This window comes from Mesobacillus sp. LC4 (assembly GCF_053543455.1).
Window position 1 is genome coordinate 235,237 of sequence record NZ_JBGCUB010000006.1, and the last position, 13,213, is coordinate 248,449.

The 13,213-nt window shown below is 42.3% G+C and carries 9 protein-coding genes; 3 read left to right on the plus strand and 6 right to left on the minus strand.

Annotation, left to right across the window (positions count from 1 at the left end):
- Positions 1 to 78: 78 nt before the first annotated feature.
- Positions 79 to 1,752, minus strand: coding sequence for a M4 family metallopeptidase (locus AB5I83_RS18910; RefSeq protein ID WP_448977588.1), 1,674 nt, complete (start codon positions 1,750 to 1,752; stop codon positions 79 to 81).
- 282 nt (positions 1,753 to 2,034) lie between these two features.
- The gene (locus AB5I83_RS18915) at positions 2,035 to 3,018 is read right to left on the minus strand and encodes a tRNA dihydrouridine synthase (protein WP_448977590.1); all 984 of its coding nucleotides are present in this window, start codon (positions 3,016 to 3,018) and stop codon (positions 2,035 to 2,037) included.
- Positions 3,019 to 3,296: 278 nt separating this feature from the next.
- On the opposite strand from AB5I83_RS18915, the gene AB5I83_RS18920 reads away from it, so the two are divergent.
- Complete coding sequence (locus AB5I83_RS18920) at positions 3,297 to 4,394, plus strand: glycosyltransferase (protein ID WP_448977592.1); 1,098 nt, start codon at positions 3,297 to 3,299, stop codon at positions 4,392 to 4,394.
- A 66-nt stretch (positions 4,395 to 4,460) separates the two neighbouring features.
- On the opposite strand, the gene AB5I83_RS18925 is transcribed toward AB5I83_RS18920, so the two are convergent.
- Positions 4,461 to 5,369: an NAD-dependent epimerase/dehydratase family protein gene (locus AB5I83_RS18925; RefSeq protein ID WP_448977594.1), complete on the minus strand. Its 909-nt coding sequence runs from the start codon at positions 5,367 to 5,369 to the stop codon at positions 4,461 to 4,463.
- 151 nt (positions 5,370 to 5,520) lie between these two features.
- On the opposite strand from AB5I83_RS18925, the gene AB5I83_RS18930 reads away from it, so the two are divergent.
- On the plus strand, positions 5,521 to 6,411 hold the full coding sequence (locus tag AB5I83_RS18930) for a GT-D fold domain-containing protein (protein ID WP_448977596.1): 891 nt from the start codon (positions 5,521 to 5,523) through the stop codon (positions 6,409 to 6,411).
- Between the two features lie 16 nt (positions 6,412 to 6,427).
- Positions 6,428 to 7,534: a glycosyltransferase gene (locus tag AB5I83_RS18935; RefSeq protein ID WP_448977598.1), complete on the plus strand. Its 1,107-nt coding sequence runs from the start codon at positions 6,428 to 6,430 to the stop codon at positions 7,532 to 7,534.
- 29 nt (positions 7,535 to 7,563) lie between these two features.
- Here the strand turns inward: AB5I83_RS18935 and AB5I83_RS18940 are convergent, their stop codons facing one another.
- From AB5I83_RS18940 to AB5I83_RS18950, 3 genes are all read right to left on the minus strand, one after another.
- Positions 7,564 to 9,264 (minus strand): glycosyltransferase, encoded by a 1,701-nt coding sequence (locus tag AB5I83_RS18940; RefSeq protein WP_448977600.1) that lies wholly within the window; start codon positions 9,262 to 9,264, stop codon positions 7,564 to 7,566.
- 247 nt (positions 9,265 to 9,511) lie between these two features.
- A complete protein-coding gene (locus tag AB5I83_RS18945; protein ID WP_448977602.1) occupies positions 9,512 to 12,055 on the minus strand; it encodes a CsxC family protein in 2,544 nt (847 codons plus the stop codon).
- Between the two features lie 381 nt (positions 12,056 to 12,436).
- Positions 12,437 to 13,198, minus strand: coding sequence for a Nif3-like dinuclear metal center hexameric protein (locus AB5I83_RS18950; protein ID WP_448977604.1), 762 nt, complete (start codon positions 13,196 to 13,198; stop codon positions 12,437 to 12,439).
- Positions 13,199 to 13,213 lie beyond the last annotated feature (15 nt).

The following is a 13,213-nucleotide window of genomic DNA, read 5'->3' on the forward strand; positions in this document are numbered from 1 at the left end:
CGAAGTGATGCTGTTTAGACTCATGAAAAATCCCTCAAACGCACAGCCTGAGGGATTTCAAGTTATCATTCAAATTGATTAATAGATTCCGACCGCATCGAATCCTGATTGTACGGCTGCCTCTTCCTCGCTGCCTTCACCATAAAGATCAATTGCAGACTGGACAATCGCCTGTCTTGCATCGCTAAAATCGGAATTGGAAGTTAAATAAACCGTTAAAGCGCGATAATAGATCTTCCCTAATTTTTCTCTTCCAAGGTCTTGGGCAATCAAGTATGCGGCATGGTTTGTAATCGATGAGTTAACATGGACTCCCCCGCCGTCTACCGAAGTTGGCATATGATAAAACTCGTCCATATGGTCTGGATAGACTCCGCCATTTGTACTGTATGCCCTTCTTTGCTCATTGCTGACGACAACACCATTTGGATTGCTCAAGCTGCGCAATACGGTTGAACCGTTAGCCTTGGCCTCCGGTGCCATAATATCCTCGCCCATTTCCCAGTCACTGTCATCAACCAGCGCACCAAATACATCGGCAAATGATTCGTTCAGTGCCCCTGATTGATTACGATAAACTAAATTTGCCGAATGTGAGATTACACCATGTGTCATCTCGTGAGCTGCAACATCCAAGCCAGCTGATAGGGATATCATGAATTTTCCGTCACCATCACCGTAAGTCATCCAGCGTCCATTCCAGGAAGCATTGTTGTAACCATTCCCAAAGTGAACTTTTGAAATGATCGCCATCCCATTTCCATCAAGGGAATTACGGCCATGCTCATTCAGGAAATAATCATAAACTTTTTCGGAATTATAGTGCGCATCGACAGCCGCTCGATCATAATCGCTGATAAAAGCTGCCGAGTTCCCTATATGAACACTATCATTACTGGAGCTATAATCATTTTTAGCATCATAGGTTACGATGCCTCCAAGGTTTTCATGAGAATAATCCGCTAATGAAAATTTTGTTCCAGAATTCGGCTCTTTTACCTGCGTGATATGAAGATCCCTGTGTTCGCCATGTACACCTTTTCCTGCACCTTTCTGCGTTTGTTCGTCAGCATGCATCAAACCATTGTACTGATCGATTACCTCTCCAGTTTTTGCATCCACAAAAACGAACCAGTTGCCAGGCTCCTCTCCCATGAAATTGACATTCACTTTATATGCTGTGTAATTTTTACCCTCAAAAGGCAGGATAACAAGCTCAGAAGTTGGTTCGTATGTCAGTTCCTCAGGTGCATTGACAGAAGCCATTGCCGCGCTCAAAGCATCATCGCTGCTTAATGACGCATGTGTGTCGACTGAATCTGCTGTAATGGTCTGATTGGTTCTTCCGTTGACAGACACGATTTCATTATCCTTATTAAAATGAACAACAACCTCGGCACCTTCAACATTCACACCATTTACAGATTGATTAAAGCGTACGTGAGTCATACCGAGTTGATCTTTTTCAGTGCTCTTTACCTTGAGGTTTTGATCAGGATGAGGAATTCCCGTTTTGTCTTGGTTTTTCTTCAGATAATTTAGCGCATTAGAGGCTGAGCTCGATGAGAATTTCTCTGAATATCGCTCCTTCACGAACAAAGGAACACTTGCTTTCTCATTCCACTCCTTGAAAGCTTGTCCACTGCCAGCCATACTTGAATCAGCTGGCTGAGCGAGCACACTGCTAACAGGAATAGAGCCTACCAACATTGCCGACGACAGAACTAAGGGTAAAATAAACTTCTTCTTCAAAAACCATTCCTCCCATCAATTTCCATTGGATGGGTTAATTATATATTTCCAAAAACGAAATATCATGAATAATTAGAATTATTTGAATAAATTTAAAAACTGGATAAATTATCCTAAATATATGAGTTCAAGTAGGCTCCTTGTCCTTCTAATTCCCTTCATTGACTCAGGCATTTTGGATTACCCATTTATAGTTGGAAGAAGTCAACCATGATATCCATTCACAAAAAATAGAGACCCCTAAATTCGAGGCCTCTATCTTCTTAGCTTCCACCATATCTATTACTGTTCACCAGTAGCATCAGAGTTATTGGCAGCAAATTGCTCCAACAATTCACGCACTTCACCTGTTGACTTCGTATTCATTAGTTGATTTCTCAATCCACTCGCCCCAGGGAATCCTTTGACATAGATTTTGAAAAAGCGATGCAGAGCCGTGAACGGTCGCAGTTCTAAATGCGAATACTTGTCATGCAAATCCATATGCAGGCTTAGGAGATCAAGCAACTCCTCACTGCTATGCTCTTTCTTCTCCATCTCAAAGGCAAATGGATTATGGAAAATGCCGCGCCCAATCATCACCCCATCAACACCATACTGCTCAACCAATTTCAAGCCAGTCTGGCGGTCGGGGATATCCCCATTGATGGTCAGAAGGGTATCCGGTGCCACCTCGTCACGGAGCTTCTTAATCTCCGGGATCAGCTCCCAATGCGCAGGCACTTTACTCATTTCATCCCTTGTGCGCAGATGAATGGAAAGATTAGCAATATCTTGTTCTAATATGTGTTTCAGCCAGCTCTTCCATTCGTCTACTTCTGAGAAACCAAGCCTTGTCTTTACACTTACAGGCAATCCTCCTGCTTTTGCTGCCTGGATTAATTCAGCTGCTACTTCCGGACGTCGGATCAGTCCGCTTCCCTTGCCATTCTGTGTGACATTTGGTACAGGGCAGCCCATATTGATATCGAGGCCCTTAAAGCCCATTTCTGCCATACCAATACTCATTTTCCGAAAGTTCTCAGGCTTGTCCCCCCAAATATGCGCGACAATCGGCTGTTCATCCTCTGTAAAAGTCAAACGTCCCCGGACACTTTGGATTCCATCTGGATGGCAATAACTCTCGCTATTTGTAAACTCGGTAAAAAACACATCTGGCCTTGCCGCTTCACTCACTACATGACGAAAAACAACATCCGTCACTTCTTCCATTGGTGCCAGTATAAAAAATGGCCGTGGTAAATCACGCCAGAAATTTTCTTTCATATTCGTTCAATCCCTCTCATCATGGGATAACAGCTTTTCCATCCCAAAATTAAAAAGCAGAATGCTTCTGCTCCATTACACTTATACCATGCCTAAGCCCTTTTTATCAAACTGATCGTTGATGGTAATTTTAACTTTACACTCACTATGCATCCTATAGAGCTAGTTAAAATAATATGTTGCCTGAGACCTATAACCCACATCCGCGCTCGAACGGGTTTCACATACTTACCCCTTTACATAAAATGTGAAGAAACTCTTTTACAGGAGGGACAACAATGGCTACCATCAGTCTCTGCATGATTGTTAAAAATGAAGAAGAAGTGTTGGGGAACTGCCTCAATAGTGTACAGGAAATCTGTGATGAAATCGTAATCGTCGATACGGGGTCGACTGATCGGACGAAGGAAATAGCCAGGCAGTTCACTGACAAAGTACTTGATTTCGAGTGGATTGACGACTTCTCCGCAGCTCGGAATTTCGCCTTCAGCAATGCCACGATGGAGTATATCCTTTGGCTGGATGCTGACGATATTCTGCTTCCAGCTGACCAGCAAAAGTTCAAAAAGCTGAAAACCTCCCTGAAACCGGATTTTGATGCTGTCTCCATGATCTACGTCATCCTCAGGGATGAATTTGGGAACCCGACCTTCCATTACCGAAGAAACCGCCTGGTGAAGAGGAGCAAGAACTTCAAATGGATCGGACCCGTACATGAATATCTTGATGTTAGCGGCAATATTTTATCCTCTGATATATCCGTCGAGCATAAGAAGGATGAAAAACAATCGACCGGCCAGTCATCTGACAGGAATTTAAGAATATATGAAAACCGGATTAAAAGAGGCGAGGAATTTTCCCCGAGGGATCTATACTATTATGCCAATGAACTTCGTGATCACAGGAAATATGATAAAGCGATCATTTATTATAACGAGTTCCTTGGAGGCAAAAAAGGCTGGGTGGAGGACAATATAAGAGCCTGTTTGAATCTGGCTGATTGTCATGGCCACAGAGGAGAAAAGGACGAAGAAATGGAAGCTTTGCTGAAGTCACTGTCTTACGATGCCCCCCGCCCTGAACCTTGCTGCCGCATCGGCGATCTTTTCAAAGCCAAAAAAGATTATCAAACAGCGGTTTTTTGGTATACTACCGCCACACAGATGAGTAAGGATACAGCCGGCTTCCAGAACCAGGCATATTTAACATGGTATCCGCATCTACAATTATGTGTGTGCCATTGGGAATTAGGCAATGTAGAAAAATCAGTTGAACACAATCAGAACGCCAAAAAATACCGGCCGGATGACAAGCAGGTCTTGTTCAACGAGAAATTTTTCAATGATTTTTTGAAAAGTAAAAAAGGAAAGAAGTAAGGGCAACCCCTTACTTCTTTTTACATTTCGAACAAACTACATTCTGCTCTTCACTATCATAACGATTCAATGCCTGCTGCTGTCAATCGTCTTCTTCAATCCCTCTTTCAAAGAAAACTCAGGCTTCCACCCTAGTTTTTTTTGAGCCAATTGGTTATTCAGACAGCTATGGAGAATATCGCCGGTCCGGAATTTTTTATGGATGGGTGCCAGCTTTGTATCCAATAAGGAATTGATTTCCTCCACGAGCGAGTTAATAGTCAATTCGTGATTACTGCTTATATTGAATACACCGCGGCAATCCCTTTCCAAAGCAGCGATATTAGCACCAGCGACGTCTTCTGCATAAATAAAATCCCTTGTTTGTTCTCCGTTACCAAAGATTACAGGCGATTCATTATTGAGCATTTTTTTTATGAAAATCGAAACGACACCACCTTCTCCCGCTGCATCCTGTCTGGCTCCATAGACATTCGCATACCGCAAGATCGTATAATCTAAATCATATTGCTGGGAATAAAGGGAGATATACATTTCTGGCGTGTATTTCGAAATGCCATAGTTTGATAGAGGTTTAACAGGGTGTCGTTCGTCCACAGGCAAATAGACGGGGTTTCCATACACTGCGGCCGAAGAGGAGTAAATCAATTTACAACCGTATTTTTTACATAGCTCCAGTATTTTCAACGTGCCCAAAATATTGACCTCAGCGTCCAGCGCAGAGTTCTCAATTGATTTCTGGACATTGATTTGTGCTGCAAGATGGATGACTGCTTCTGGCCTTTCCTTTTCAAAAATAGACCCTAAACCGTCACTGAGTATATTCAAAGAATAAAATGTAGCCGCTGGATGCAAGAAATCCTTTTTTCCAGAAGAAAGATTATCCACTACTACTGTTTCATAGCCTTTGTCCACCATCGCATCCACAATATACGAGCCGATAAAACCAGCACCTCCAGTTACTAATACCTTCATTACCTTCTCCCTTCGAAGCTTAAGTATATTGTTTCCTCTATACCTTATGTTCTTTTTCAGGCCATTGTTCGTGCTTCATTTATGAACCATTCATTTGGCGCGAAAATATAATGTTGGGACTGTAAAAAATCACAAGGAGAGGAGACTTATCTTGAGTTACTCAATCTCTAAGGAAGAATGGGAAAGGATCTATAATCTTGGATATCCTGGCCAATGGGATAAAGCCTCATTGGCTTCAGAAGCTATCTATAGAGGCGGGGAAGATCTTATACAAAGAAGATTAAAGGAGAATCAGTATCTCCCTTATAATATTGAAGACATTATTGATAAGGGCTTGAAGAGTTTCTCAAACGACATTATCCAACTTAAAACTCCACATGAAGTAAAGAATCAAATTTGGCACGCCATGAAAGAAAAAAAGGGCTTAAGTGTCATTCGCTTAGGTGATGGTGAACTTTTGGCGCTAGCACATGATGTTTTGGTTCCTTCTGATGTAATCAACAAAAGTGGAAAATTAAAATATGCACTAGGTGGATTCACAGTACCCAATATTGAAAAAAGAAACGAACTTACCAGAAATTTATTTGAAGCTGACTTTATTGGTATTCCAGCTGCCAGATATCCAACTTACCAGCGATTATTTAATAAGCTTGCCAAATCACTGAAGCTGCCTTTGCAAAACATGAATATTACCGATTCTCGCATAAATTATTTGATGAATGACGGATTCACAATCTATCATGACCTGCTATCTAAATATCGCATTCTACTTATCGGAAACCGTGCAGAAGACGGCATGCAGTATTTTAAAAATTTGGGATATAAGTCGATTGTGGGCGCAGTAGCGGTACCTAATATTTATGAAGTTCCGAAAGTACTTGAAGAAATAAATCAATATGAATTCGATGCTGCCTTTGTGTCCGCTGGAATTCCAGCAAACCTAATATGCGTTGACATAGCCAAAAGGGGTAAAGTGGCCATCGATTTTGGCCATCTATTAGATTGGTATATAGATGGAAGGAAAAGAATCAGACAAAATTAAAAAGTAGGGAGATAATATGATAAGTGTAGTGCTAGCTGTTTATAACAGTGAACAATTCATTGGCGAGGCGATCCAGAGTATTTTAAACCAGACGTTAGCCGACTTTGAATTGATCATTATAAACGATGGGTCCACAGATCGCAGTGAAGATGTGATCCTATCTTTTAAGGATCCTCGCATTCGTTACTTTAAGCAAGAGAACAAAGGAGTAGCAGGAGCAAAAAATGCGGGGCTAAAGCAGGCAAATGGAGAATATATCACTATCCATGATTCTGACGACATATCCCTTCCCAATAGATTTGAAAGGATGCTAAAGGGGTTGGAATCAAGTGACATCGGATTTGTCCACAGTGACATGCTTTTGATGACTGAGAAGGGCAAGCCATTTGGCTACTGGCAATCCAACAATATTTTTCCCGAAGATATTTACCCTTTTTTCCTTAGTATAGGTACGCCTTTTAATAATCCTACTATCATCTTTAAAAGAGAAGCCATTAATGGAATTTTGCATGATGAACAAGTAAAGGTCGGTTCCGATACAGATTTAGTTTTGCAAATTGCCCGTGAGTGGAAATCCCATCATATCCCAGAACCCTTATACCTATACAGAAGACACCAAACTAATGTCACGAACAATAAAGATCCAGAAGTATTGACCAGGCATGTAAGAAAGAATTTAAGAGATGAGGACTTGAAGTGGATCCCGGAAGCAGATTGGGATTCAGGCGATGGGAACGCGCTATTTACCGCAAAACTGATAGCAGGTGTTGCTCTTTCAAGAAGAGGAATGCTGGACGATGCAATCTATATGTTCAGGGATGCCATTCCTATGATCAACAGTCAATCTGACAGGGATTTTTATGAAGGAATGAAAGCTCTTGTAGAAAAGGATTATCACCGTTCCGTAAAAATGTTTTGTAAAGCAGAAAAGAAAGATCATATTCTCGAAAATTACCTCGGCGAAGCCTACCTTGCTTTAAAAAAGTATGATGAAGCCTTCTCACATTTTATAAAAGCCCTATCCATTCATCCGAATTATAACGAGCCTGTGCAAAACATAAGAGCTATAGGTATAATAAAAGGCCAAAATACGATTGATCGCCGTGTGAATAGATATAAATAACCCTCTAAAATTATAGAGGGTTATTTCATTTACGGTTCTACTTTATAGAAAAACTCTGCTGAACCAGTCGCTTCGCCTAATAGTTTTATTGCCTCAACCGAAAACGGATCTTGCTGTTCCTTTTCCCCTGCCAATATGCTTAATTTATAAAAATCAGCGTTGTGTGGATATTCTTTAATGTATTGCTTTAACATTCTTTTCGCTTCTTGTTTTCTTTGCAGCCTGATTAATGTTAATACAATCCATTTGGCCCAAACCGCTTTATCTTTTGACGAATTCCCATTATATAATTGTGTAAATTCCTCTAATGCCTTATCATATTGTTTTTTCAGAAAGGATTGATAACCTTTTAAATCATACAAATGCAGCTTCTTTAATGGCCACACAGGACAATAGCATTCCTCAACAATTCCTTCATCGCAGTTTTTCCTTATTGCGACTACTTCCCACCTCGCTATTTGCGGAACTTTTTCTATTGAATAAATAACAGGTGCCTTTACTATGTCTGCATTCGTTACAAGGAGCATTTTTTTCAGCTTTATATAATCTTCCTTATATAAACAATCTTTTTCTTCTATGGCTATATCCCAATCATCTAAGGTGCAATCAGGTAAAACTCCGTGCCCAGCAATGTTTTTATAATACTCAAGGATATTCTGAATGATGTTGTTCCATTTGTATTGTTTCGCTGTTTCTAATCCATTCGCTATTAAACTATCTTTTAGACCTGCATCTGAAAACACTTCTGTTATTTTTTCAGCCATATCAACAGAATCTTTCATATTACAAATTAAAGCATTGTGACCATGGACAGCGTATTCCAGTGAACCTGTATTATTCGTTGTAACAACAGGACAACCACAGGACATTGCCTCAAGAGGTGGCAGTGGAAAATTCTCATATGTTGACCCACAAACATATATAGCAGCACCTCTAAATAGGCTGCCAATCTTTTCTTGCCTTGGATTGACGAATACCTTCGTGACCCGGCTCTTTAACTTTTCAGAGGGGTCTTCCGGTGTGATCCAATACAATTCAATCTCAAAATCTTCTTTTACTTTTTCATATGCATCAATGATATCAGGAATACCTTTAAAAGCTGCACTTTCTCCTCCTACCATCAATAAGTATGGACGTTCCCCTAACTCTTTATCTCCATTTACACAAAACACACTTTCATCTACTGCATTCGGGAAAACCTGTGCTTCTCTTCCATATATCTTTGTAATCAATCCTGCTGCCTGGTGCGAAACAGTGAAAACAAAAGGAGGAATTTCATATTGCTTTTGGATAAAGTTCTTTAATGTTAAATTCATTGAATCATAGTCAAATAAATGAAAATCGCCTTGTTCAAAATAAACAACAGGTGCAATGCCTGTTTCAATACATGCCTGAATGTGATCCCAGTATGTGGCTACAATTACATCACAATCCGGGATTCCTTTTGCTAGTTCAAGGTCAAATGGAACTTGGATATATTCCGTTTCAATCGGAAACCAGGATGGCTGCTGGAAATGGGATACAAGTGTTACTTTAGCTCCAGCCTCTTGTAATTTGTTAGCATGTTCAAATATTACTTTTACACCACCACAAATTCCTACATGGGTCATTGCATAGACAATGTGGAGTTTCTCCACGTTTCTGTCAGATTTAATTAATAATTGTTCATTTGCCATTGGAAGAAGGTTAAGTCGTTTTTCAAATTCAAAATTTCTGAGCTTTTGTATCATCTTTTCACCTGCAAATAGTTAAATTTCAAGATCCATAAACCCATAATATGAAATTAATATTTATTAGTGCGGTTTGGTCAGGGATTCCTGCAAGTGGATTGAATTTCTTGTCCGCAAAAAATGGACAGTAAGAACGTTTTATTCGAAAAGCAACATTTGTCACTAAAAAAGTTTTATTTAAAGAAAAAACCCTTCAAATACCAAGCAAAGGGTATCTGAAGGGCTATAATAGTTGAATTTTTTATCGTTATTGCGGATCAGCAAATTCAATATCACATGTAGAAACAGCTGTATCTGTTGTAATACCAGATCCTGTTTGTTGTCCTATGAAAACTATGCCAACCGCTTTAGAGTTTACACGTCTGTTACCTGTTGCATTTCCGCCAGCAGATATATTATAAGTTGTGCCAATCATTAAAGCATTTCTTATTTCCTGCTCACAGTCATCTTCACAGCTTACCTCAGGTGGTTCTGGTAAATTCAGTGGTACAATTCCTAATGTTTCAAAATCAGTATTAGGGGTCCTAATCCAGGCTATCTTACAAATACTTATAATCGTTCCATCATTCAGTGTAACTATTCCTTCTCCAACCTGCGATACATTCGTTATTGACCCTGTGACGGTACCGCCGTTTTCAGTATTTATTTGAACGTTAACTGATCCTGTCGCGCCAGCAATTTGCAACAATACATTCCTGATTTGCTCTGTACAAGTACATTCCAGTTCGTCACATTCACATATTCCAGTTGGTCCAGTCGGTCCGGTTATCCCTGTCGGTCCTGTTGGCCCGGTTGGTCCGGTTGGTCCGGTTGGTCCGGTTGGTCCGGTTGGTCCGGTTGGTCCGGTTGGTCCGGTTGGTCCGGTTGGTCCGGTTGGTCCGGTTGGTCCGGTTGGCCCTGTTGGTCCGGTTGGTCCGGTTGGCCCTGTTGGTCCTGTTGGCCCCGTTGGTCCCGTTGGCCCCGTCGGTCCGGTTGGCCCTGTTGGTCCCGTTGGTCCGGTTGGCCCTGTTGGTCCGGTTGGCCCTGTTGGTCCGGTTGGTCCTGTTGGCCCCGTTGGTCCCGTTGGCCCTGTTGGTCCGGTTGGTCCCGTCGGTCCGGTTGGTCCTGTTGGTCCGGTTGGTCCTGTTGGTCCGGTTGATCCTGTTGCCCCTGTTGGTCCGGTTGGTCCTGTTGGTCCGGTTGGTCCGGTTGGTCCTGTTGGTCCGGTTGGTCCTGTTGGTCCGGTTGGTCCGGTTGGTCCGGTTGGTCCTGTTGGCCCTGTTGGTCCGGTTGGTCCTGTTGGCCCGGTTGGTCCCGTTGGTCCTATCGCTCCGGTTGCACCAGTTGGTCCTGTCGCTCCAGTTGCTCCCGTCGGTCCGGTTGGTCCCGTTGGTCCTGTCGCTCCTGTTGGTCCGGTTGCTCCTGTTGGTCCCGTCGGTCCTGTTGGTCCCGTTGGTCCTATCGCTCCGGTTGCTCCAGTTGGTCCTGTCGCTCCAGTTGCTCCCGTCGGTCCGGTTGGTCCCGTTGGTCCGGTTGCTCCTGTTGGTCCCGTTGGTCCTGTCGCTCCGGTTGCACCAGTTGGTCCTGTCGCTCCAGTTGCTCCCGTCGGTCCCGTTGGTCCCGATGGTCCTGTCGGTCCCGTTGGTCCGGTTGCTCCTGTTGGTCCCGTTGGTCCCGTTGGTCCCGTCGGTCCCGTTGATCCTGTCGCTCCGGTTGCTCCAGTTGGTCCTGTCGCTCCAGTTGCTCCCGTCGGTCCCGTTGGTCCCGTTGGTCCTGTCGCTCCGGTTGGTCCGGTTGCTCCTGTTGGTCCCGTTGGTCCCGTTGGTCCTGTCGCTCCGGTTGCTCCAGTTGGTCCTGTCGCTCCGGTTGCTCCAGTTGGCCCCGTCGGTCCGGTTGGTCCGGTTGGTCCGGTTGGTCCGGTTGGTCCCGTTGCTCCTGTCGGCCCGGTCACTCCGGTTGCTCCTGCTGGCCCCGTCGGTCCGGTTGGCCCGGTTGGTCCGGTTGCTCCTGTCGCTCCGGTTGCTCCCGTTTCCCCGATAGGCCCGATTGCCCCGGTCGGTCCAGTTGGCCCTGTCGGCCCGGTCGGTCCAGGTGCTCCTCCACCAATTGGGACTTGTTGTTTCTGAAGCAGCTTGATTGTAAACTTGACAATCATCTTCTCTACGATGTTTCTAAAGGATCCCTCAAATATTGCTCCCTCGTGTAACGGTACCCTGTCTGTTGCTTCATCGTATTCTATAATATTGCTGGATACCAAATCGCAGTAGGGAAGTTCATTATAGTGTTGGGTACTGGATTGATGAAATGTTGAAGGGTCGCTCGTTAGCAGCTCATCTTTTTCAGGATAACCTTCCGGTAAAGGTTCTTTAAGCAAGAAATCAAATTCACTGCGCTGGTTAAATCGAACGTTTACTGGACGAGTTATGAACTCCCTAATTGGAGTAGCACACTCAAAAGGAACTTTCACAGTAAGAGACCGAATATCCGAGTCTATAGACTTCCGCTTCCATCCCTTTGGTGCAGCAGCGTATCTGATATTTTTTTCTACATATCCTTTAATGAATAGCTGATTGGTTGGCACCAGCAAACGACATTGAACAAGGACTACTCGTTTTTTGATATCCTTGATTTCTAGCACGTCTTCTGGAAAAGTAATGTCAGCTTTTACCGAGGTACTTACTTCAATTTCAGCTAAAACTACAGGTACCTTGCTTATCCTTGCATCAAAATTCACATCAGGTTCTACGTTTCTGTTTGAACAACTACTAATATTCGCCGAAAAATCCTTATTGTGATTCTCTTTATCTCTCAATAATCTCACTCCCTTATTTTTTATTGAGAACACAATATCTTATGGGAATTTCCTTACAGAGGATTGGACTATTCATCTAAAATCCGGATTTGGCTGAAAAAATCCACATCTGACTTAGAACCTAAATGGAGGTAGGAGCTGTGAAGGAGATCAAGCTTTAGAATTTTGGTATATTGTTATAAATCGCGGAACGAGTAAAACTGTTTTTGTTCCTTTAAAAGGCATAAAAAAAGACAACTCCCAATCGGTAAGTTGCCTTTCTTGGTTATAGGTTGTGCTACACACTTCAAGACGCCGAACGGAAATTAGCGAAACATAAGGTCCGGTAAGTCATTTCTTTTTTGGTGAGCGGAAATATCCATGTACTCTCATTTATTATATTTATTTTATATTCGTCTCATAATGCTCTTCATTAAGTCTCACTACTTCAAGTTCTTTTATATTCTCATTCAGTTTCATTGCCAAACTTTCAATTCCAAAAAATTCTGTGAAGGTATGACTGCCAATGATCAGATTCATCCCTTTAAACTGAGCATATTGAATCGTATACAAATTACATTCACCTGTAATGTATACATCACAATCATTTTCAACAGCTTCCTTAAGGCAAGCTGTTGGCGCTCCATTGCCACAAACCAAGCCCACTCGCTTTACCGCTTTATCATTAAACCGCCAAGATTTAACTGGTTCTTCAAGCAAATGTTCCATCTTTTTTACTAAGTCATTAAATTCGATTTCTTCATCATACTCTGCGATTCTTCCAAAATATAACCCTTCCCATTCGTGGGTTCTTTTAACAGGTTCTAAATTCAATTTTCCTAATAAACTATCATTTGTCCCAAAGTTACAGTCATCGAGTGGCAGATGATTATAGTAGTGACTAATGCCATATTCAGCTAGTTTTTCTACGCATGCCTCTTTCAACCCAAATATTTCAACCCAGGCATCGTGGTGTGTCACAATCATATCAACACCATGAATCCTTGCTTCCTCAATCGTTTCAAGTGTTAGGTTAACACAGTATCCCAATTTCTTAATCCTTTGATCTGCCTGGTAAGTAATTCCCGATTCACTTGAAAAGATTTTCTTATTCGTTATATTGAACAGATCATTAATTCTTTCAACAATAAATAAAGCATCCATATACTGACCTCCTCC

Bases quoted from the DNA above. Each gene is read 5' to 3' on its own strand.
- AB5I83_RS18920 (WP_448977592.1), top strand. From the start codon at position 3,297: ATGGCTACCATCAGTCTCTGCATGATTGTTAAAAATGAAGAAGAAGTG.
- AB5I83_RS18925 (WP_448977594.1), bottom strand. From the start codon at position 5,369: ATGAAGGTATTAGTAACTGGAGGTGCTGGTTTTATCGGCTCGTATATT.
- AB5I83_RS18915 (WP_448977590.1), bottom strand. From the start codon at position 3,018: ATGAAAGAAAATTTCTGGCGTGATTTACCACGGCCATTTTTTATACTG.
- AB5I83_RS18935 (WP_448977598.1), top strand. From the start codon at position 6,428: ATGATAAGTGTAGTGCTAGCTGTTTATAACAGTGAACAATTCATTGGC.
- AB5I83_RS18940 (WP_448977600.1), bottom strand. From the start codon at position 9,264: ATGATACAAAAGCTCAGAAATTTTGAATTTGAAAAACGACTTAACCTT.
- AB5I83_RS18950 (WP_448977604.1), bottom strand. From the start codon at position 13,198: ATGGATGCTTTATTTATTGTTGAAAGAATTAATGATCTGTTCAATATA.